The organism is Pectobacterium parmentieri (assembly GCF_001742145.1).
GTDB classification, from domain to species: domain Bacteria; phylum Pseudomonadota; class Gammaproteobacteria; order Enterobacterales; family Enterobacteriaceae; genus Pectobacterium; species Pectobacterium parmentieri.
In genome coordinates, this window is sequence record NZ_CP015749.1 from 1,928,646 (window position 1) to 1,949,421 (window position 20,776).

Consider the following 20,776-nt stretch of genomic DNA (forward strand, 5'->3'; position numbering starts at 1 on the left):
ATTTTTCCAGCCTGCCATTTTGGCACAGGCTGGCTTAGAATAAATGGCCTTACCGCATGATATCTTCCCAGATGCGGTTTTTTCACTCAAAAGGAATGCAATTTTATGCTTTTCACACTCAAAAAGTTCGTCGGTGGCCTTCTGCAACCTCTGCCATTGCTATTGCTTTTGATGGGTGTTGGCCTATTGCTACTCTGGTTTACCCAACGGCAGCGCACGGGGAAAACGATGATATTAGCCAGTTGGCTGATGCTTATTCTACTCAGCCTGCAACCTGTTGCCGATCGGCTGTTGTTACCACTGGAATCACAGTACCCAACCTGGCGACAAACGCCGCAAGCGGATAACGCCGAGTATATTGTCGTATTAGGCGGGGGGTATACCTATAACGCAGAATGGGCACCCAGTTCTAATCTCATTAGCAACAGCCTCCCGCGCGTCACGGAAGGCGTTCGCCTTTATCATGCCAACCCCGGCGCAAAATTGATTTTTACTGGTGGAGCAGCGCAAGGTAACCCTGTCAGCAGCGCGAAAACCGCGGCGCTGGTGGCAGAGAGTCTGGGTATTCCCCAGCAGGATATCGTCATTCTGGATACACCGAGAGATACGGAAGAAGAAGCGGCGGCAACCGCTAAGATTGTTGGCGCTCGCCCTTTCTTGCTGGTAACCTCGGCCAACCACCTGCCTCGCGCCATACGGTTTTTCCAAGCTCAGGGGCTAGCGCCGATTCCGGCTCCGGCAAATCAGATGGCCATCACGTCCGCGCTCAACCCGTGGGAAAAAGTATTCCCTTCCGCTTACTATTTATCACACAGTGAACGGGCCTGGTACGAAACACTCGGCCGTCTCTGGCAGTCACTAAAGGGAACGTCAACAGCACCTCATGACGCCGAACAACCACAGACTCACACCAGCCAAGGGGAGAGTTCGCGGGAAGCCACATCAAATAGCTGACGATCCAATTGGCCCGTGTGAATGTAGCGGGCCACCGCTTCCCAAATCACATACAGCCAGCGCCGGTAGACAAAAGATTCAGAAACAGGTGCCTGTTTCAGGTAGTGATAAAGCAGTTGTTCTGGCATGCCAGATTCGCAAAGTCGGAAGAGTTCATACTCTCTGGGTGCCCACAGCATCATCCCCGGATTAATCATCGCTAATAGCTGATCGCTACGCGCATCCTTCAACATACTGCGTAGCGACAGGTTACCGTGCACCAATACACAGTTGTCGTCAAAATCCTCAAACAACCCCCTCAGGCACTGGCGAGAACGATAAAGCACGGTACGATCCTGCTGCGTGAGTTGTGGCGCATTGACATTAAGCAACGTAGACCACAAGACCTCCAGACGCTGTTGATACCAACTGAACCAATCGTTATCCTGCGTGCTATCGACAGAACCGACACAACCATGGCTGTCAATTCGGTGCCAGGCCAATACGTTTTCAACAATTTGATCCATTAGCAGCGCCCAACGCTGACCATTTCTGGGTGGCGCCTCCACCGACACGCCCCGTAAGCGCTCTATCAGCAACAGTTCCCGATAAGGTTGCTGCTGCGTCAGTACCAATCCATAGACGGTTGGCAGACGGGCATCACCTTCACGCGCCAGCATCGAGAGTTTATAAGCTTCCTGTTGCGCGACACCCTGACAAACATAACTTTTAGCCAACAAAGGAATGGCGTTGCCTTCTTTGTCATACAAGGCATACAGATCCGCATAGGGCTGTTCGCTTATGCGCTCAAGCCGGCTGAGGCTTTCTCCCAAAACCGTGCTGAGTTCTGATTTCAACTGTTCCATAAACGGCTATACCTCAGTTGAGCCAAATAGCTCCACCCACCATGATGCGGCGAGCAGGCGACAAATACTTCAACGCAGATCAAATATACTCGTCATACTTCAAGTTGGGGACACAGCAGGAAGAACGCCCTGCCAAAGTTATTGCAGCGATATTCCCTACTCGTCAGCAGGGAATATCGGAGTGACAGGCTAGCGTGTTAACACGCTGCCATTATTCACGTTCAAAAGCACCCAGATCTGGCGCTGACCCTTTGTAAGGCAGTTTGACATCGCCGCCCTTGTTGATTAGCGCGCTTCCCGATGCAAGACGCAGGCTCTTCAGTACGGGCAAGCTGCCGTCCGCCTGACGCGGCGCATCCCATCCGGTCACGGAAACGCTCTCAAAGTCAGCATCTGATACCGCAATTTTCAGATCCCACGAGTTATAGCGCATGTTCGCTCCATCGGAGAACGACAAGTCTTTACCACCGTGAGACAAATTGTTACGCAGCGTACCCAACCCAATCGCTTTTCCCTTTGCATCGATGCCGCGAATATTAAAGTTAGGGTTATTTTTATAGCCGGTGTTATTAAAGAAATCGTTCGCTACCGGATGGTGGTTGGCATAAAAACCAGCGGCCTTATTTAAAAACGCGACCGAATTACGCACGGTATGTTTCACCGCATTTGCCACATAAACGCCACCATAACCACCGATTTTAAAACCATTACCGTTACCCGCAGCCAGTGATTGTGTTGTTCCCGGTAAATAACCGTGCGACCAAGCCCAGGAGTTTTCAATCAGAACCGGAGAATAGGCATTAATTAAATCGAAACCGTCATCCGAGTTTGCCCACGCCCGGCAACCACGGAAAATATTACCCGGTTGGTTAGCAGGAATGTGCGCACCAAAACCATCTCCGCTTTGACCTGCACCATTAGATGTCAGTGGATCGTAATTATGGTGAGAGTCACTATTCAATACCAGGTTATTCCCCCCTCGCTGAATGAACAGACCGGTTCCCATAATATGGTGAATATTCAACTGCTCGAATATATTATTACTCCCCCTGTTCCATACTCCCCAGGATTCATGATTAAGGTTATTACGTTGCGGAACACCCGTTATTTCCAACCCTTTAACGGAAACCCAATCTGCAACAACATTGAACCCTTTGACCCGGCAGTCATCCTGCATTTGGCTGAAATCAAAAATCGGCACTTCTCCGCTAGACGCCCAATACTCAATGCGCTTACCGTCAGTGCCGCTCTTACTCAGTGTGATCGCATTCACTACGTCAGTGCGAGTAGCACAGACGTTCAGTCCCTTAGTGAACACATATTTACCGCCACGGATCCACAAACGGTCACCGGGATTTAATGTTTTCTGTGCACGATCGATCGTTTTCCAGGGAGAATTTTTACTACCGTTATTTGCGTCATTGCCGTTGGGTGCCATGTAATAAACCGCTGCGCTGCTACTCACAGCGGCTCCCATTAACATCCCGCCGAGGAAAATTTTCGCAATATAATATTTAGCAATCATATTATTACCATCCTTAGTTGAAATAAAACGCCATGTAAATACATGGCAAATTGATAGTAGCATTTAAATATGAAAATAAAAATTCTGCTCGCGGCGCATAAATTAAAAAAGGAAACAAACCCTCTCGATGAATAAAGAGGCACTGTGTAATTTAAGATTTTTTAAGAATACTTATCTAAATAAGTGCTAAATAACTTAAAAAAATAAAATGTTATATGAAGAAAAACTTCATGGAGACAATCTATTCAGGAAAAATAGACTCCCCATGAAGTACTCAGAAGAGGTCAGAGCGATAGGTTTTATTAACTCGCCATGATTTGCCGCACGCGGGCTAGATCTTCTGGTGTGTCCACACCAACACTAGGAACGGCTTTGGCGACCGCAACATGGATCTTCTCGCCGTACCACAACACACGCAGTTGCTCCAACAATTCGATTTGCTCCAGTTGGCTTGGTGCCCAAGTGACATAACGTCGCACAAACCCCGCACGGTAAGCATAAATGCCAATATGACGCAGGAAATGATCGCCAATGGTTTCCTTCGACTGAGCAAAACGTTCCCTGTCCCAAGGAATTGTCGCCCGAGAGAAATACAGTGCGTATCCCTCGGCGTCGGTAACCACTTTCACTGCATTTGGATTGAACGCTTCTTCGCTGGTTTCAATCGGCACCGCCAGCGTTGCCATTCCCGCTTTACTCGCTGCGAGGTTCTCCGCCACTTGGCGAATAATAATGGAAGGAATGAGCGGCTCATCACCCTGAACGTTAACGATAATATCGTCATCGGTAAAACCGTACCGTTCAATGACTTCAGCCAGACGCTCTGTGCCAGAATTATGATCGTTGCGGGTCAGACACACCTCGCCACCAGCTTGTCGCACGGCAACCTCAACGTCAGGGTGATCGGTAGCCACTATAACGCGCTGCGCCCCAGATTCCAGCGCCCGTTCCATCACATGGACGACCATCGGTTTGCCGTTGATGTCCGCCAGCGGTTTCCCAGGCAGTCGACTTGATGCAAAACGAGCAGGGATGATCACAGTAAAAGTCATTGTGTTATCTCGTCAGCCCCAAGTTTACGCGCTTCGTTTTCCAGCAGCACGGGGATACCATCACGGACTGGATAGGCCAAACCATCGACCTTGCATATCAATTCCAGTTTCTCTTTATTAAAGTACAGCCGACCATTACAAACAGGACAGGCAACAATCTCAAGTAAACGGTGATCCATGCTTCCTCCATCTTTGGCCGATCGATGACCGACATTTTCTTTATCGCTATATACCCATCATACGTCAAGCTGCATGTGTGTTGGCTACGTTGTTCAAAACGCAATCGTTTTGTCCTGAAACTCGAATTATTTAAGGTAAGGTATAGCTGCTATTTAATAAGGTGATACCTACCAGGATAGTTAAAACCGTGGCGCCAGATTCATTTACGTTTTACCGTCGATATTCCGATTAATCACGTTTTCCAGTTTATCAAGTAATTGTGTGCGGTGAGGCTCAGCGATCACAGCATCAACGGGCAAATACCACCAGTTATCCTTAGCGAACGCCCTGCATTTTACGGCATCTTTTTCCGTCATCAGCAGCGGCTGCGCCGTATTTTGGGTCAACGATTCAAACTGTTCTGGCTGGTACGATTGATGGTCAGCAAAAGCAACTTCACGCGTAATACTGACGCCCGCATCACGCAACGTTGCAAAAAAACGCGGGGGATGTCCGATACCTGCCATCGCAACTACATCATGTAACAGGCTAAGCGGGCGGGATTCGCCTGACAGTAAATTAACTGCCATACCCGCCGTTAATGTCATCCCTATCTCGCCTGTTCGCGGAGTACCGCCGTTAACAATGACGGCATCCACCGATGCCAGGCGACTTTCTCTTTCCCGCATTGGACCAGCAGGTAGCCACCAGCCGTTGCCAAAACGCCGCACCCCGTCAACCACAACCAGTTCAATATCTCTTGCCAACGCATAGTGCTGTAACCCATCGTCGGTGATCACCACGTCTAGCGAGTGTCGTGCCAATAGTGCGCTTACGGCATCCCGGCGACGGGGGGCAACCGCAACGGGCGCACCGGTACGTTGGAAAATCAACACGGGCTCATCGCCTGCTTGCACCGTTGTCACCGACGTATCCAGCAGCAGTGGGTAACGTTCCGCCTTCCCCCCATAGCCGCGGGACACCACACCAACGCGATAACCCTTGCGTTGCAATTGTTCGACAAGCCAAATGACTATTGGTGTTTTCCCATTACCGCCTGCCGTCAAATTCCCCACCACCACCACGGGCACGGGGGATTGCCAGCATTTTCGCCATCCTAATCGATAGCTCTGGCGGATCAGAAAAGTGATGAATCCGTATAGCCACGCAAGCGGCAGCAACAGCCAATAGAGCCGCGACTGCCCCGACCAAATACGCTCAATCATTCGCCAAACTGCATTCTATGTAACTGTGCATAGGCTCCGTTTGTCGCCAACAACGCAGCATGACTACCACGCTCAATGATTCTGCCATCTTCAACTACCAGAATTTCATCTGCTTTTTCAATCGTGGAAAGACGGTGCGCAATCACCAACGCAGTACGATTTTTCTGCAATTCATCTAATGCAGCCTGAATCGCACGTTCGGATTCGGTGTCCAACGCCGACGTGGCCTCATCCAATATCAGGATCGGGCTATCGCGCAGTAACGCACGGGCAATCGCGATACGTTGGCGTTGACCGCCTGAGAGCATCACACCATTTTCACCAATAATTGTGTCCAGACCATGTTCCATCTTATTGATGAAATCGGTCGCATACGCCATTTTTGCCGCACGCTCAATTTCCTCACGGCTATAGTGTTCATTGCGAGCATAGGCGATGTTGTTCGCTATCGTATCGTTGAACAAATGTACGTTTTGAGAAACCAGCGCAACCTGATTACGTAAGGAAGACAGGCTATATTCACGTAAATCATGGCCATCAAGCAGAATTTCACCTGATTGAATATCGTAAAAACGCGTGATCAAACTGGCAATCGTCGATTTACCTGAACCAGAACGGCCAACCAATGCCACCGTTTTCCCAACGGGGATATGCAGATTGATATTCTTCAGAGCCAGATTTTCTCTTGCCGGATAAGCAAAATTCACCTGACGGAATTCGAGTTCACCTTTCGCACGTTCGATTTCCAGTTTACCCGTGTCACGTTCTTGTTCCATGTCCAGAATAGCGAACAGCGTCTGACATGCGGCCATGCCGCGCTGGAATTGCGCGTTCACGTTAGTCAGTGATTTTAACGGGCGCATCAGGGCAATCATGGAAGAGAACACCACCGTGATCGTCCCGGCAGTCAACGTCTCCATCACGCTGGGGAAACTGGCAGCATACAGGACAAACGCCAGCGCCAGTGACGCGATCAACTGGATGATAGGGTCAGAAATTGCAGACGCGGATACCATCTTCATACCCTGCTGACGCATCCGGTTACTAACCTGATCAAAACGCTTGGTTTCAACTTCCTGACCGCCAAACATCAGCACTTCTTTATGCCCTTTAAGCATTTGCTCCGTGCTGGTGGTGACGTGTCCCATTGTATCCTGCATGTTTTTACTGATACTGCGGAATCGTTTGGACACCAGGCGCATGGCGATCGACACAATCGGCGCAATCACGATCAGGATGATGGACAGTTGCCAACTGTAGTAGAACATCAGAATGAACAGGCCAATAATCGATGCCCCTTCTCTGACGACGGTAATCAACGCGCCAGATGATGAAGACGCAACCTGCTCAGAATCATAGGTAATACGTGATAACAGCGTCCCGGTTGACTGCTGGTCGAAAAACGCTACCGGCATCCCCATGATGTGGGAAAAAAGGCGGCGGCGCATATTCATGACTACTTTGCCGGAAACCCAGGAAACGCAGTAACTGGAGACAAAACCCGACGCTCCCCTCACTAACATCAACCCAATGACAACCAGCGGCATCCAGAGCAATACGGAACGCTCCGCCTTACCAAACCCTTCATCCAGCAAAGGTTTGAGCAGAGAAAGCATGAGTGTATCGCCAGCCGCATTAATAATGAGTGCGATTGCAGCAGCAGCAAGCCCTGCCTTAAAAGGAGAGATCATCGGCCATAAGCGGCGAAACGTCTGCCAAGTGGAGAGATCTTTATCATTCAGCATGTAGTGAACCTGAATCGGGAAGAAATAGCCGACCATTTTACTCATTATACCGCCTTACGCCAAACCACTGATGATACCAACGAGGCGATATGTGACCCCTGAACCGCCGAATGTGCCATGAATCGCTGAAAAAACGTGCGCTTAGCTGCCCAGATGACGCGGTATCAAGCCATAAGTAACCCTGCTGCTGATATCGCTCAACAATCTTTATTGAAGGCAGTCGCCACGGGTTATAACGCGCCGCCGACGCCATAACGACGTCGGCATTAACAGCACGAATGAAGGGGGGTGACGAAGAGGTTTTGCTGCCATGGTGGGGGATTTGTAACAAATTCGCACGCAACGCACTGCGTTCTACTCTCATTAGAGCTTTTTCCACATCCGACTCCAGATCCCCCGTCAGTAGAACACTGCGTTTCCCATCATCAACGCGGATAACACAGGAGTCATTATTTTCCGCTCTCTCGACGAGCGTGAGTGGCCACAGCACGGTAAACGTAAGGCTTTGCCAGCGCCACTGCTCGCCGCGCAGGCAAGAATGATGATTTACCGCGTTGATAGCGCTATAGATCGTGGCATCAGGGTAAGCGGTCTGTAACGTTGCCAGCCCTCCGATGTGGTCCATATGGCTGTGGCTCAGGATAATTTTTTCCACATCGATGCCACGCCAGCGCAGATAGGGTAAAATTTCTCGCGTCGCCATGTCTCCCCCTTCCCAGCGGTTTCCCGTATCGTACAGTACCGCCTTCCCGCGTTGTTCGATCACAATGGCCAGACCATGACCGACATCCAGCATGTCCACACGCCACTCCGGCTCATCACGCTTTATGCGAAAAACCAATAAAACAAGAATCAGAGCACCGATACTCATGGGATAGCATCGCCACCAGCTAAAACGCCATATCACGACAGCGCCCCACCCTGCGATACTCCCTATCAACAGCGACGCATCAAGATAAACCCACCCCGTCTGTAGATAAGTTAGCGGGGCGAATACCACACGCAGTGACACATCAGCCAACCACCAAAGCATTTCGCTCAGCGGCGAAAACGCAATCGTGCTTAACGCCAACAAAATAAGCGGTGTGGTAACAAAGGTAACTAAAGGCACGGCCCAAAGGTTGGCAGGCAGAGAAGTGATGCTAACACCGTGGAAAATATGCAACTGCAAGGGCATTAATAGCAGCGTGATCCCCGTTTGCAGGTGGATCCAACGCAGCCAGAACCATCGTCGCTGGGTCTGTAACCGATAGGGAAGCGGCACCCATTGAAACCAAAAAATAAGTGAGGCCACCGCAAGGCAAGATAGCCAAAAACTGTCTGACAGTACGCTTAATGGATCGCTGACTAGAATCAGTGCGACACACCATAGCCAAACCTGCCAGGCTGAGCAGTTAACACTCCACATTTTTAGGCAGACCCATACGCTAAGCGCCAGTGCCGATCGCACCGCCGGTGGGTTCCCCCCTGCCAGCCAGACATATACCCAGGCAACCATGACACTCGTCAATAGCGGGAGACGATAGCCAATCCACCGCACAGGAAAACCATACTGTAATGCTCGCACGATTACCCAACCAAACAGGCCTGCCAGCACAATATGAAGGCCAGAAATCGCCATCAGGTGCATCGTTCCGGTATTCTGAAGTAGCGCCTTGAGTTCAGGGCTTACCGTTTTCATCTCACCAAACGTCAGCGCCAGTAAAATAGAACGCCACGGCAATCCTTGCACCTGCAGCTCCGCCTTTGCGATCGTCCGCTGGCGAAAATCACAGCGACTATCAACCACATTTGCCGCTAGCACTCGGCCCGATAGCGGTTGCCGTTTAGCCACTGCCCAGCGCTGACTATCAAAACCGCCTTCATTTAAGCGACTATGGATGGGGCGAAAATTAGCGGTGATTGCCCAGCGCTGGCCACCGCACCAGTTTTCCATAGCAGGTGATAAAGTCAGTTGGGCATACAGCGGAGGGAATATCCGCTGCTGGTTGACCTCTTCCAACCGAACGGTGAGCAAGGTGTCATTGCGTTCACTAAACCGTATACTGCTTATCGTCACGACGGCGCTAACCGAATTCTGTGTAAATCGTTCAATTTGCAACAACAGGGTTTGCGCATTCAACGATGCCCAGCAAAAGCTGGTGACAACAATCGCCACAAAGCGTAGCCCCGCGTAGCGATACCCTACGACTATCACACAGCCAGATAGACCCAGTCCCCACCACAGCGGCATTTGCGCTGGGATGTGCGATAACAAAAGTAGCGGCAGGATCCCCAGCACACCAGCCCAAGCCAGACTATTTACCGACATCGTTCCTTGCCATGACACAGTTTTCCCTCTTTCCCTGTCGTTCGTTCCGGCATGTTGCGACAACTCAGGCTAATGCAACAGAGCGGAAAACTCAGGTGGGGAAACATCTCGCAAAAAAGCGGCTAGATTGCAGAAAATGGCATTCGGCACACGAGCAGGGTTCCAGTTTTTCAGGCGTTCAATGCAACTACCATTGATTGAAAAATGGGGTAAGTAAAAAGCAGTAGATAATCAGGCAAGTAAAAATCAAAAGAAAAAGGACCGCCGAAGCGATCCTTTCACGATAGAAAACGGGGCGTCAGGTTACTTAACTTCGCCCATCGCCTTCAGCTTTTTAGACAGCTCACGACGTTCTTTAGATAGATCGGCGTTCTTGATAATGTAGTCATCAACGCGGTCTTCATAATCACCGCGCATGTTAGCGATGATATTTTGCACGTCCTCGATGGACATGCCAGGTTTAAGATATTCGCTCAGATTGTCCAGCAGCAGAACGCGCTTCTGGTTATCACGAATTTTCTTTTCGTTGTCGACGATTTCACGCTGAAGCTTGTTTTTACGACGAAACATGCGCACGAATTCCAGCACATCCTGGAAACACGGCTTAGTGTCCTTATCCATCTTTTGCCCTTACCTCAAGTCATACATAAATTCTTTATGCATTCACCATACAGGTTATACCCAGCGTCTTTCAAGCAGTGCTTACGCCCTTTGCGCTAACGCATCGCCAAGCGGGCACTCTGTCACCAAACCATACCCTAAATAATTCGAGTTGCATGTAGGCGGCAATCGCGCGACAAATCGGTTCGAGACCGATTTGAACAACGCAAGCGTTGGCCCGAAGGGAGAGCCTCATTGATGAGGCTCATTAATCCCCAGGAGCTTACTAAAGTAAGTGACTGGGGTGAGCACGGACAAATTGACCAAATCAATTTGAACGCCGCTTGCGGCGACCCTTTAAGGCGAGGCTCAAATATGAGCCGAGTATTGCCAATACACATGCGGCTTGAAGTATGACGGGTATTTAGCGGTAATATACCGCGATGCGCTGATTATGAACTTCTTCAATAGCCACTTCTGTATCGAAAATGTCTTCCAGCACATCGGACACCATGATGTCTTCCGGTTTTCCCGTATAGATAATCTGCCCTTTGCGCATAGCAATAATGTAGTCCGAATAGGCGGAAGCAAAGTTGATATCGTGGATCACCAGCACGATGGTTTTACCTAACTCATCGGCTGCACGGCGAATCTGCTTCATCATCGCCACGGCGTGTTTCATATCCAGATTATTCAGCGGTTCATCCAGTAACACATACTCCGTATCCTGACACAGCACCATCGCAACATAGGCACGCTGCCGCTGACCACCGGAAAGCTCGTCTAAAAACCGATCTTTCAGCTCAGTCAAATTGAGGAAAGCCAGCGCAGCGCTGATACGTTCTTGGTCATCCGCGTTCAGTCGCCCTTTGGTATAGGGATAGCGCCCAAAGCCCACCAATTCTGCTACCGTTAGGCGGCTGGTAAACTGATTTTCCTGTCGTAGAACAGACAAGCACGTCGCCAGTTTATCGCTTGGCGTTGTCATGACATCCATGCCATTGACTTTTACCTGCCCTTGATCCGCATCCAGCAAGCGACTGATGATGGATAACAGTGTCGATTTTCCTGCACCATTCGGGCCGATAATCGACGTAACGCCACCACGAGGCACCGTCGCCGTGACATTATTCAATACCGTCACATTATTATATGTTTTAGTTACATTGCCGATCTCAATCACACGGAAACCTTTTTCAGTAGCAACACAATAAACAGCGATCCTCCGATAAATTCGAGCACCACAGATAGCGCCCCTGCCATGCCCAGCAGGTGTTCCAGAATCAACTGCCCCCCTACTAGCGCGATAATGCCAAGCAAAAACGCAGTAGGCAGCAAAATACGATGCTGACGGGAACCGGCGATCAGATAGGCTAAATTCGCCACCATAAATCCTAAAAAGGTTAACGGGCCCACCAACGCTGTTGAAACAGCAACGAGCACAGACACCAGCAACAGCACCACCGTCACATGACGTTTGTATGCGATACCCAGATTAATCGCCGTATTTTTCCCCAACGCCAGTACATCCAGTTGGAAACGCAGCCGCCACACGCATAGCCCAACAATCAGGATGATCGCGGCAGACAGCCCAATCAGTTCCGGTGCAGCACGAGTAAAGGTGGCAAACATTCTACCTTGCAGTACCGCGAATTCCCCAGGTGTCAGGAGTCGCTGCATCAGGCTGGAAGCACTGCGAAACAATGTCCCGCAAATGATGCCGACCAGCAGAACCAGATGCAAATTACTGTGACGCCCGGTAAACAGGCCGCGATAGAGTAGTGAGGAAAACAGCACCAGTAGCAACGCTTCGAGGATAAACTTGCTGCTGACACCAACCGCCGTAATGCCTTGTACCCCAAAGAAGAACAGAACTACAGTTTGCAGCAGGACAAACAGCGCCTCAAACCCCATGATAGATGGCGTGAGAATGCGGTTATTGGTTACCGTCTGGAACAGTACCGTTGACACGCCAGCGGAAAATGCCACCAGCACCATGGTAGATAAAATCAAACCACGGTGTACCAGGATGTAGCGCAGGTTACCGCCCAGGTTGATGGTCATAAACACCGCGATTGCCGCTAATGCCCCCGCGCCCAACCACCACAAACGCCGATAAGGCGCAATGCTACGCGCCTCGGGTGCCGTTGTAGTGTGGGTATCAACTTTGAATTCATTAACTGACATGACGTTTCTGACTCAACAACAGGAGAAGGAACACAACGGCCCCAATCACGCCCAGAATAACACTCACTGGAATCTCGAACGGGTAACGCACCACTCGGCCAATAATATCGCACAGCAGCACGAGTCCGCCGCCAAGCAAACAAACCCAAGGGATGGTTTTTCTTACGTTATCCCCCATCAGCATACTGATGAGGTTCGGTACGATCAGCCCCAGAAACGGCAATGCCCCCACAACAACGACGACGACACCGCTAATCACCGCGATGATGGAAAGCCCCAGCAACATAACCTTTCGATAGTTCAGGCCGACATTGACAGAGAACTCACGCCCCATTCCCGCAACGGTAAAACGGTCTGCTGTCCAGCATGCCAATAGTGTGAGCCCCCCCACCAGCCAGAGCAGTTCATATCGCCCTTGTAAAATGCCAGAAAAATCTCCGGCCTCCCAACTGCCAAGCGACTGCAACAAGTCATAATACATTGCGCCGAATGTGGTCACTGCACCGATTACCGACCCCAGCATGATCCCGACCAGCGGCACGACCAGCGCTGATTTGAGGACAATACGCCGCAACAGCATCATAAACAGTAACGTACCAACCATCGCAAACACGCTGGCAACGGTCATTTTCACCATTAGGGAAGCCGAGGGCGCGATCACCATCACAACCAGTAGGCCAAACCCCGCAGACTGGGTTGTACCCGCCAGTGAAGGTTCGACAAAACGGTTCTGCGTAAGCAATTGCATGATCAACCCGGCGACGCTCATGGCACTCCCGGCCAACAGCAGTGCCAGCGTGCGTGGCACACGGCTGATAAAGAAAATGTCACGCATCATCGGGTCGGTCCAGACCGCATCGAACGTGACTTGCCCTGCCCCAATAAACAGACTGGCGGTAACCATCCCCAGCATGAGGAAGGTACCAGCCGAAAAATAAAACGCTTTCATTACCGAAGTCACGACGCTGTCTTAGGGTTTGGCATCAAGAGCTTTATTAACATCGTCGATCAAACGCAGATAGCTTTGCAGCCCGCCCGCGACATAAATCGAAGAGGAATCAAGGTAAATGACACGGTTATTCTGCCAGGCATTGGTTTTATTCACCAATGGGTTATCCAGGACCTGTTTTGCTGATTGGCCTTCTTTCTGGTTACCAATGGCGCTGTCACGATCGAAGACAAACAACCAATCCGGATTAGCACTTAACAACAGTTCAGACGTCACGATATTACCGTGGCGGCCAGAATCAGGAAATTCTGTTGCCGGTTTAAATCCCAATTCATCGAAAATAAAGCCGAAACGCGATTTCGGACCATATGCCGACATTTTGCCGCCTGTCACCATAACCAACAACGCCGTACCCGCTTTATCGGCTTTTTCATGCGTTTGAGCGATGCGTTGTTTAAAATCATCCAGTTTGGCTTTAGCTACATCTTGCTTGCTAAAAATTTCCCCCAGTTGTTCGACTCGCTGCGTAAAACTGGTCATAAACTGATGATCGTCAACATCCAAAGCAATCGTCGGGGCAATCGCATTTAATTTGTCATAGGCGTCACGAGCCCGACCACCACCAATGATTAAATCAGGCGCTGCACTGCTAATCGCTTCATAGTTAGGCTCAAACAGCGTACCCGCATTCAGGTACTTGCTATCTCGATATTGGGCGAGGACATCTGGAAATATTTTTGCATCACCCTGCGGCACGCCAGCAATTTCAATGTTCAATGCGGTCAATGTATCCAGAATAGCGGTATCAAACACGATGACTTTTTTCGGATTCACAGGAACCTGCGTCACACCTTTTGTATGTTCGATCGCTACAGTGTTACTTGTAGTAGGTGTTGAATCAGATTGATCGCAGCCAGCTACCACTAACGCAGAAGCCAGCAGCGTCATTTTTATCATCGAGGGAAACCGCATTCTTTTCTCCTTTATCGGAATTAAGCATTGAGATAATTTTGTAAATCATCGAATTTAATTATCATTCGCATTAGAACGAAAATTGTAACCGAATGGACACAGTCATGCCTAGCGATTATGTCTACCCGCCTATTGATGTAAGTCAGAGAAGTGATGCAAATCAGGAAAGCGCCGCAGAAAAGTGGATTCAATGATATCCTTACCGTTTTCCAGACTGTTTGCCTAACTTCAGGCTCAGCGCGTACACGTAGCTAACTGCATATATGGCCGAGAAAACACAACCCACTTTTTTCATACATGACTACGAGACATTCGGCAAACACCCCGCGCGCGATCGCCCTGCGCAATTTGCCGGTGTCCGTACCGATATGGATTTCAATATTATCGGTGAGCCGTTAGTTATCTATTGTCGGCCAACCGATGATTACCTGCCAGAACCGGAAGCCGTGATGATCACCGGGATTACCCCGCAGATCGCGCTAGCCAAAGGCGTCAATGAAGCAGAATTCGCCCGCCAGATTCATGAGGCGTTCAGCGTGCCCGGCACTTGCATTATGGGCTACAACAACATTCGCTTTGATGATGAAGTCAGCCGCAACATTTTCTATCGCAACTTCTACGATCCTTACGCTTACAGTTGGCAGCACGGTAATTCCCGTTGGGATTTGCTGGATGCGCTACGCGCCTGCTATGCCCTGCGCCCAGAAGGCATCGTCTGGCCCGAAAACGATGACGGCCTGCCCAGTTTCCGTCTTGAACACCTGACGAAGGCCAACGGCATTGCACACGAGCAGGCGCATGATGCGATGTCCGACGTTTATGCCACCATCGCCATGGCAAAACTGTTCAAGCAAGCGCAGCCCAAGCTGTTTGAGTATTTGTTCCCTTTGCGTAACAAAAATAAACTTTCCGCGCTGATCGATATCCCGCAAATGAAGCCGCTTGTTCACGTTTCCGGCATGTTTGGCGCAGCAAGAAGCAACACCAGTTGGATCGTGCCGCTCGCCTGGCACCCGGACAACCGTAATGCGGTCATCATGTGCGATTTGGCGGGCGATATGACGCCACTGCTGGAGTTGGACAGCCAAGCATTACGTGAGCGGTTATATACCCGCCGGGATGCGTTAACTGCCGATCAGAGTGCGGTCCCGCTCAAGCTGGTACATATCAATAAATGCCCGGTATTAGCACCGGCCAATACCTTACGGCCGGAAGATGCAGAGAGGCTGGGTATCGATCGCCAACGCTGCCTGGATAATCTGGCGCTGCTGCGTAGCAATTCGGACGTCAGGGAAAAAGTGGTGGAGCTGTTTGCTGAAGCCCCGGCTTTCGCCGCATCCGATGATGTAGATTTACGACTTTATGATGGCTTCTTTGGCGATGCCGATCGGATGGCGATGAAAATCATTCAGGAGACCGCACCGCAGAACCTCCCTGCGTTGGATCTCACGTTTGCCGATAATCGTCTTGAACCGCTGTTCTTCCGTTACCGCGCCCGCAATTTTCCCGGCACACTGGATGACCGCGAACAGCAGCGCTGGCTACAACATCGGCGTGCGGTATTTACGCCGGAGCGCTTGCAGAACTATCTGTCAGAGCTCAGCGAGCTGTATCAACGACATGAAGACGATAAAGAGAAGATGACGCAGCTAAAAGCCCTGTACGCCTATGCGCAGGAATTGGTCGGCTAAAGCATAAAAAAGCGGAGCTCACTGGCTCCGCTTTTTCTTCATAGGTAGGTCATCAGTTGGCTTACACCGGTTCTTCGCTACATTGCGGCACTGGCTGGCGGAAACTTCGCGTCACAAACGCCAGATAGAGCAATCCTATCGTCGCCCACACCAGACCCAACGTCATTGAGCTAGCTTCCAGATTCACCCACAACGCCCCTACCGTCAACGCGCCCAGCACGGGCAGCACGAGGAAGTTAATGGTATCTTTCACGGTCCGGTTACGGCGTTCACGAATATAGAACTGTGAAATCACTGACAGGTTCACGAACGTAAACGCTACCAGCGCACCGAAGTTAATCAACGCCGTTGCTGTCACCAGATCGAACGACACAGACGACAGTGCAATCACGCCAACCAGCAGAACGTTCAACGATGGTGTACGCCATTTCGGATGGATATAGCCGAAGAAACGCTCAGGAAACACACCATCACGCCCCATGACATACATCAGACGGGAGACGCCTGCATGTGCAGCCATACCGGATGCCAGCACCGTGACACAGGAAAACACCAGAATAACGGACTGGAAGAATTTACCTGCCACGTACAGCATAATTTCCGGCTGAGACGCATCCGGCTCTTTAAAGCGCGAGATGTCTGGAAAGTACAATTGCAGGAAATACGCTACAGCAACAAAGATCACGCCGCCGATCAGCGCCGTCAGGAAGATGGCTTTAGGAATCACCCGACCTGCATCCTGCGTTTCTTCGGACAGAGAGCTGATGCCGTCAAAACCCAGGAACGAGAAACAGAGGATCGTAGCCCCGGTAATCATGGGCACTACGTGGGCGTTCTCGGACCAGAACGGACGCATGCTGGTCAACGTACCCGCACCTTCGCCCAGATAAACACCGTGGATCACCAGCCCCAGGAACACCGCCATAATCGCAACCTGCACCACCACGATAATGGAGTTCAGATTAGCAACCAGATTGATGCCACGTAGGTTAAACAGCGTCATTAACCCGACCAGCACCGCCACAAAAATCCACGACGGTACGCCGGGGAAAATGGCTTCCAGGTAGATTTTCGCCAGCAGGATGTTGATCATCGGCATGAACAGATAATCCAACAGTGACGACCAACCGACCATAAACCCAACGTGCGGGCTAATCGCTTTTTGCGCATAGGTATAAGCCGAACCGGCGGACGGAAAACGTTTGACCAATTTGCCGTAACTCAGCGCAGTGAACAGAATGGCGACCAATGCAAACGCATAGGCGGTAGCCACATGACCGTCGGTCAGGCCAGACACGATGCCGAACGTATCAAAAATGGTCATCGGCTGCATATAGGCCAGCCCCATCATGACCACGGGCCACAGCGTGAGCGTTCTTTTTAACTGAGCGCGTTTTGCCGAAGTCGAGCCAGAAGTAGACAGATGCGTATCAAGCGACATGATGCACACCTCCGTTCATCACGGCGGCTACAGCGGTGTCGTACTCAAACGTACTGAAAATAAGGGAGTGGATACAGGACTCGCCTGAATCACGATGAGAAGAGGTGGCTGAAACAGCACCAGAGATAACTTGCGACAACGTCGCGCCATAACCAATACCTTTACAGCACAAACCGGCGGGCACCGGCGCGAAACTTACTGATTGTCCCATCTTTCCTTTCCTCACTGTGCTCACAGGCACACACAAAATTATCTATCCGGATCGTTGTCCGGCCTCTTTCGTTGAAGACCCTATACCCAGCAAACCTAAACCACAGAGAGAAGGTACGAAACCACACCAATACCTTTGTAACTGAAGTATGACGAGCATAAATGTAAAAAAATAACCGACGCTATTAGACGTCGGTTATTTTGCAAGGCGCGTATTTTGCACCAGACGATCTCATCTGACAAGACTCTGAGAACGTTGGAAACCATTTATTTATTCCCAGCCTGCTTCAAGCCGCGTGTACGCTGACTATCGCATTCAAAACAATCCTATTTGTTCCTGCGACTCGCCTTAGTTAGGCGTAAATAAGCCGGGTAATACGTTAATACTCGTAATAAAAAACGTTGCTGTTATGTGTGAAGCCCAAACAAAGGGTTGTACTTAAAAATTACAACTCCTGGAACCGCTTTTTCTTTTCGTTTTGTAATCTTTCCAACTCAAAAATCACCTGCTGAAGATCCCGTTCCTGCGCCGCGCTCAGTGTAGGGAATTTGAAACTCAGACGCTGCGTAAGTTTCACTTCGCCTTTGTTATCGACAATCTTCACCATCGCCTGACCGACAAATTGCAAATCAACGCAGAAGAAACCATGATCGGCAAGATCCATTTCCACGCTTTTAATGATATCGCCTTCGGTCAACAACCCCGTGGTATCACGGTCGGTATACAGGCTCAGTCCACCCAGAGAGAGATCTTTGATAGTGAAAAGGAAAACGCTGTCATCCGGCAGTTCGCCACGGCACGTCAACGGCGGCCACAGCGGCGTGTTGATGCGGAAATAAGTTCGACGCTGGATAAGATAAAGGAGTTCAGGAATATGCGCGCTGAAAGCTGGCAACCCGTCGTAAGTCACCGTTTTTGCAATTTCAGCATTAAATTCAACTTTCGCGCCAGCAGGCTCGGCGATGAAAGACAGCGCTCCTGCATACAGTGCAAGGTTATTTTCACGCTCAATGCCACCTAAATCAAAAATAAATAGGTCGCTGTCGGGTACAACATCAAGAATTTTACTGATGAACTGACCATGAGGATGATGCACCATCAGAGACGTATCATTCTTCTTTAATTCGCGCAGCGTTGCACAGATAGCCAGTTTGTTGCGCTTCACAAACTGCTCTTTCAAATTTTCATTCACCGCTTTCATCCCCACCATTATTTACATGGATTATGTGTCAATGGCTTATATTGATGCACGCCTCTCCGTTATCTTTCAAGTCCCATGAGTGCTAATACGACGCCACTACACTGGCTACATATTGAAAATGATTACGCGAGCGCCTGAACTTGCATGATATAGATAGGTGGGAACGGTATCGACAATTTCTTCAACATCTTTAGTTGAATAGCAGAAAGTGTTCAGGTGCGGTCAAATGGTGAAATTTATCGCCGCCAGCCCGCGCCTTTATAACATCTGTTTACTATTCGGCAGGATAGTGATAGAGCAACCAGGTCACAGCCAGTAAATCGGCACTCCCTCCCGGACTCAGATTTCTGGCAATCAACGCTTCATCCATCATTATCAGCGCCTGACGATCCAACGGGTCAGCCAGTAATCTCTGCGCATAATGTTGCACGAACACCAATCCATCCATTCCACCGCGTGAAACCACGTTGGTGTCAGGATTGTAAGCCATCAACACCAGCAGCGTCCGTAACAGCGCGGTATCTTCATCCGCACCATCGGCAATCGCCTGCCGCAAGGTAGGTAGCGCATACTGACATACGGTATTAAAACCGCTGGCGGCTTCTCCTCTCGCACCGGTCAGACCATGCCGTTGATAGAGATGTTCGCCCGCCGTGGCCGCCCCAGAGCATGTTTCCAGCTCATTACGCACCAGATCGCTGCACATGACGGCAACGCTGTTGCACAGGCTGCGCTGCGTCACTCTCTCTCCCCGCCCTGCCAACCAGCCGGCGGCGGTACACAACAGGCCAAACGCGAAAATCCCACCTTTATGGGTATTTACCCCCTTCGTCGCTGACAACATTGCCTGCTCACAGGCGATGCCAATAGGGCGAACCTGCGACAGTAGCTGCACCAGTGGTACGCAGGCATGTTGATAGCCCGCGTCGGTAAAATATCGAAACCAGGAAGAAATGGCCTGAATACTGGTCTGAAACAGCGCGACATCCATATCGCGATGAGACCCGTTATTAGCGCTATCCACCAGGCCAGGCTTTGGCGTCAACATCACTTCCATCGTCAGCGCCCGCGCCACACGCTGCCCGATATCGGGTAACGGGTGGCGTTCCCGATATTCACGTTGTGCAGAATGAGACGCCGTGGTCGGCAGTACACTGTCAGACTGGCGTAAAGTAGGCATTGACCTTTCCTTCTATGTGCTCAAGCAGTTCTGACAACGAATGGCGGCGCGAACGGCTACAGGCGTGTGCTGCCTGATCGCACAACAGACAGGCGCGTCCGCTATGTGCCAACATCGATCGGCCAATCGAACCTTCTTTCGGGCTGAAGATGTCAAAATCCCATAGCCGCCCCAGTTCATGGCCATCTTCCAATGCAATGGTCGCTGCCTTCACCGACAGCGCATCTTTGGTGATCGCCCATAGCCCTTCCGCCCCTGTAGCCAGCCAGAATGTCTGCTGCTCCAGCACCGTCCACCCTCGCGTCTGACACAGCGAGGCTAATGCCTTGATAGCTTCGGCCATCACCTGCCGATAACCTGCACTATCCTTTACCGGCCCCGGTGTGACCAGCGTCAGCGACACCAGCGTCGCGCCGTGCCGAGCGAGCCATTCTTGTTGGCGAACTGCGCGGCGTTCCTTCGCCGCGAGTAAGGTTTCCAGAGAGATGGAAACAGCATTTGTCATCGTCGATTCCCTCATGCGTTTC

General features: G+C 50.6%; 19 protein-coding genes. 2 read left to right on the top strand and 17 right to left on the bottom strand.

The window, feature by feature from the left end; translation table 11 throughout:
- The first annotated feature begins 105 nt into the window (after nt 1-105).
- A complete protein-coding gene (elyC, locus tag A8F97_RS08630) occupies nt 106-954 on the top strand; it encodes an envelope biogenesis factor ElyC (RefSeq protein WP_015730354.1) in 849 nt (282 codons plus the stop codon).
- Here elyC and A8F97_RS08635 read toward each other — a convergent pair.
- The 12 genes from A8F97_RS08635 to A8F97_RS08690 form a co-directional block, all read right to left on the bottom strand.
- Nucleotides 906-1,799, bottom strand: a complete 894-nt coding sequence (locus A8F97_RS08635) for a YcbJ family phosphotransferase (RefSeq protein WP_014699700.1) — start codon at nt 1,797-1,799, stop codon at nt 906-908. The two genes, elyC and A8F97_RS08635, sit on opposite strands and share 49 nt — an antisense overlap.
- 211 nt (nt 1,800-2,010) lie before the next feature.
- Nucleotides 2,011-3,324 carry a pectate lyase PelN gene (gene pelN, locus A8F97_RS08640; protein WP_033071380.1) on the bottom strand — a complete coding sequence of 438 codons (1,314 nt, stop codon included), beginning with the start codon at nt 3,322-3,324 and terminating at the stop codon, nt 2,011-2,013.
- Between the two features lie 302 nt (nt 3,325-3,626).
- Complete coding sequence (gene kdsB, locus A8F97_RS08645) at nt 3,627-4,376, bottom strand: 3-deoxy-manno-octulosonate cytidylyltransferase (protein ID WP_014699698.1); 750 nt, start codon at nt 4,374-4,376, stop codon at nt 3,627-3,629.
- Nucleotides 4,373-4,555, bottom strand: coding sequence for a Trm112 family protein (locus tag A8F97_RS08650; protein WP_005967647.1), 183 nt, complete (start codon nt 4,553-4,555; stop codon nt 4,373-4,375). Before A8F97_RS08650 ends, kdsB begins: the two co-directional genes overlap by 4 nt.
- A gap of 204 nt (nt 4,556-4,759) precedes the next feature.
- Nucleotides 4,760-5,761, bottom strand: a complete 1,002-nt coding sequence (lpxK, locus tag A8F97_RS08655; RefSeq protein WP_014699697.1) for a tetraacyldisaccharide 4'-kinase — start codon at nt 5,759-5,761, stop codon at nt 4,760-4,762.
- Entirely contained in the window at nt 5,758-7,506 is a 1,749-nt protein-coding gene (gene msbA / locus A8F97_RS08660) for a lipid A ABC transporter ATP-binding protein/permease MsbA (RefSeq protein WP_033072009.1), read from the bottom strand. Before msbA ends, lpxK begins: the two co-directional genes overlap by 4 nt.
- Before the next feature lie 37 nt (nt 7,507-7,543).
- Nucleotides 7,544-9,817 (bottom strand): ComEC family protein, encoded by a 2,274-nt coding sequence (locus A8F97_RS08665; protein ID WP_033071379.1) that lies wholly within the window; start codon nt 9,815-9,817, stop codon nt 7,544-7,546.
- A gap of 303 nt (nt 9,818-10,120) precedes the next feature.
- Nucleotides 10,121-10,438 (bottom strand): PTS system regulator TmaR, encoded by a 318-nt coding sequence (gene tmaR / locus A8F97_RS08670; RefSeq protein ID WP_005967626.1) that lies wholly within the window; start codon nt 10,436-10,438, stop codon nt 10,121-10,123.
- 403 nt (nt 10,439-10,841) lie between these two features.
- Nucleotides 10,842-11,600 carry an iron ABC transporter ATP-binding protein gene (locus A8F97_RS08675; RefSeq protein WP_014699694.1) on the bottom strand — a complete coding sequence of 253 codons (759 nt, stop codon included), beginning with the start codon at nt 11,598-11,600 and terminating at the stop codon, nt 10,842-10,844.
- Nucleotides 11,597-12,604, bottom strand: a complete 1,008-nt coding sequence (locus A8F97_RS08680; protein ID WP_014699693.1) for an iron chelate uptake ABC transporter family permease subunit — start codon at nt 12,602-12,604, stop codon at nt 11,597-11,599. The genes A8F97_RS08675 and A8F97_RS08680 overlap by 4 nt, the downstream gene beginning before the upstream one ends.
- Nucleotides 12,594-13,553, bottom strand: coding sequence for an ABC transporter permease (locus A8F97_RS08685; protein WP_014699692.1), 960 nt, complete (start codon nt 13,551-13,553; stop codon nt 12,594-12,596). Before A8F97_RS08685 ends, A8F97_RS08680 begins: the two co-directional genes overlap by 11 nt.
- Nucleotides 13,554-13,574: 21 nt before the next feature.
- On the bottom strand, nt 13,575-14,525 hold the full coding sequence (locus A8F97_RS08690; RefSeq protein ID WP_014699691.1) for a siderophore ABC transporter substrate-binding protein: 951 nt from the start codon (nt 14,523-14,525) through the stop codon (nt 13,575-13,577).
- A 263-nt stretch (nt 14,526-14,788) separates the two neighbouring features.
- Here A8F97_RS08690 and sbcB point away from each other — a divergent pair, with 263 nt between their 5' ends.
- A complete protein-coding gene (sbcB, locus tag A8F97_RS08695; RefSeq protein WP_015730350.1) occupies nt 14,789-16,216 on the top strand; it encodes an exodeoxyribonuclease I in 1,428 nt (475 codons plus the stop codon).
- A gap of 61 nt (nt 16,217-16,277) precedes the next feature.
- Here sbcB and A8F97_RS08700 read toward each other — a convergent pair whose 3' ends face one another.
- From A8F97_RS08700 to citX, 5 genes are all read right to left on the bottom strand, one after another.
- On the bottom strand, nt 16,278-17,657 hold the full coding sequence (locus tag A8F97_RS08700) for an APC family permease (RefSeq protein WP_033071378.1): 1,380 nt from the start codon (nt 17,655-17,657) through the stop codon (nt 16,278-16,280).
- Nucleotides 17,647-17,868 carry a hypothetical protein gene (locus tag A8F97_RS08705; protein WP_014699688.1) on the bottom strand — a complete coding sequence of 74 codons (222 nt, stop codon included), beginning with the start codon at nt 17,866-17,868 and terminating at the stop codon, nt 17,647-17,649. Before A8F97_RS08705 ends, A8F97_RS08700 begins: the two co-directional genes overlap by 11 nt.
- Nucleotides 17,869-18,313: 445 nt before the next feature.
- The gene (locus A8F97_RS08710) at nt 18,314-19,069 is read right to left on the bottom strand and encodes a flagellar brake protein (RefSeq protein WP_025918983.1); all 756 of its coding nucleotides are present in this window, start codon (nt 19,067-19,069) and stop codon (nt 18,314-18,316) included.
- A 274-nt stretch (nt 19,070-19,343) separates the two neighbouring features.
- Entirely contained in the window at nt 19,344-20,249 is a 906-nt protein-coding gene (citG, locus tag A8F97_RS08715; RefSeq protein ID WP_033071377.1) for a triphosphoribosyl-dephospho-CoA synthase CitG, read from the bottom strand.
- Nucleotides 20,227-20,754 carry a citrate lyase holo-[acyl-carrier protein] synthase gene (citX, locus tag A8F97_RS08720; protein ID WP_014699686.1) on the bottom strand — a complete coding sequence of 176 codons (528 nt, stop codon included), beginning with the start codon at nt 20,752-20,754 and terminating at the stop codon, nt 20,227-20,229. The genes citG and citX overlap by 23 nt, the downstream gene beginning before the upstream one ends.
- Nucleotides 20,755-20,776: the final 22 nt, after the last annotated feature.

Excerpts from the sequence above, each read along its gene's own strand:
- elyC (WP_015730354.1), top strand. The coding sequence starts at position 106 with ATGCTTTTCACACTCAAAAAGTTCGTCGGTGGCCTTCTGCAACCTCTG.
- A8F97_RS08635 (WP_014699700.1), bottom strand. The coding sequence starts at position 1,799 with ATGGAACAGTTGAAATCAGAACTCAGCACGGTTTTGGGAGAAAGCCTC.
- pelN (WP_033071380.1), bottom strand. The coding sequence starts at position 3,324 with ATGATTGCTAAATATTATATTGCGAAAATTTTCCTCGGCGGGATGTTA.
- kdsB (WP_014699698.1), bottom strand. The coding sequence starts at position 4,376 with ATGACTTTTACTGTGATCATCCCTGCTCGTTTTGCATCAAGTCGACTG.
- A8F97_RS08650 (WP_005967647.1), bottom strand. The coding sequence starts at position 4,555 with ATGGATCACCGTTTACTTGAGATTGTTGCCTGTCCTGTTTGTAATGGT.
- lpxK (WP_014699697.1), bottom strand. The coding sequence starts at position 5,761 with ATGATTGAGCGTATTTGGTCGGGGCAGTCGCGGCTCTATTGGCTGTTG.
- msbA (WP_033072009.1), bottom strand. The coding sequence starts at position 7,506 with ATGCTGAATGATAAAGATCTCTCCACTTGGCAGACGTTTCGCCGCTTA.
- A8F97_RS08665 (WP_033071379.1), bottom strand. The coding sequence starts at position 9,817 with ATGTCGGTAAATAGTCTGGCTTGGGCTGGTGTGCTGGGGATCCTGCCG.
- tmaR (WP_005967626.1), bottom strand. The coding sequence starts at position 10,438 with ATGGATAAGGACACTAAGCCGTGTTTCCAGGATGTGCTGGAATTCGTG.
- A8F97_RS08680 (WP_014699693.1), bottom strand. The coding sequence starts at position 12,604 with ATGTCAGTTAATGAATTCAAAGTTGATACCCACACTACAACGGCACCC.
- A8F97_RS08685 (WP_014699692.1), bottom strand. The coding sequence starts at position 13,553 with ATGAAAGCGTTTTATTTTTCGGCTGGTACCTTCCTCATGCTGGGGATG.
- A8F97_RS08690 (WP_014699691.1), bottom strand. The coding sequence starts at position 14,525 with ATGCGGTTTCCCTCGATGATAAAAATGACGCTGCTGGCTTCTGCGTTA.
- sbcB (WP_015730350.1), top strand. The coding sequence starts at position 14,789 with ATGGCCGAGAAAACACAACCCACTTTTTTCATACATGACTACGAGACA.
- A8F97_RS08700 (WP_033071378.1), bottom strand. The coding sequence starts at position 17,657 with ATGTCGCTTGATACGCATCTGTCTACTTCTGGCTCGACTTCGGCAAAA.
- A8F97_RS08705 (WP_014699688.1), bottom strand. The coding sequence starts at position 17,868 with ATGGGACAATCAGTAAGTTTCGCGCCGGTGCCCGCCGGTTTGTGCTGT.
- A8F97_RS08710 (WP_025918983.1), bottom strand. The coding sequence starts at position 19,069 with ATGAAAGCGGTGAATGAAAATTTGAAAGAGCAGTTTGTGAAGCGCAAC.
- citG (WP_033071377.1), bottom strand. The coding sequence starts at position 20,249 with ATGCCTACTTTACGCCAGTCTGACAGTGTACTGCCGACCACGGCGTCT.
- citX (WP_014699686.1), bottom strand. The coding sequence starts at position 20,754 with ATGACAAATGCTGTTTCCATCTCTCTGGAAACCTTACTCGCGGCGAAG.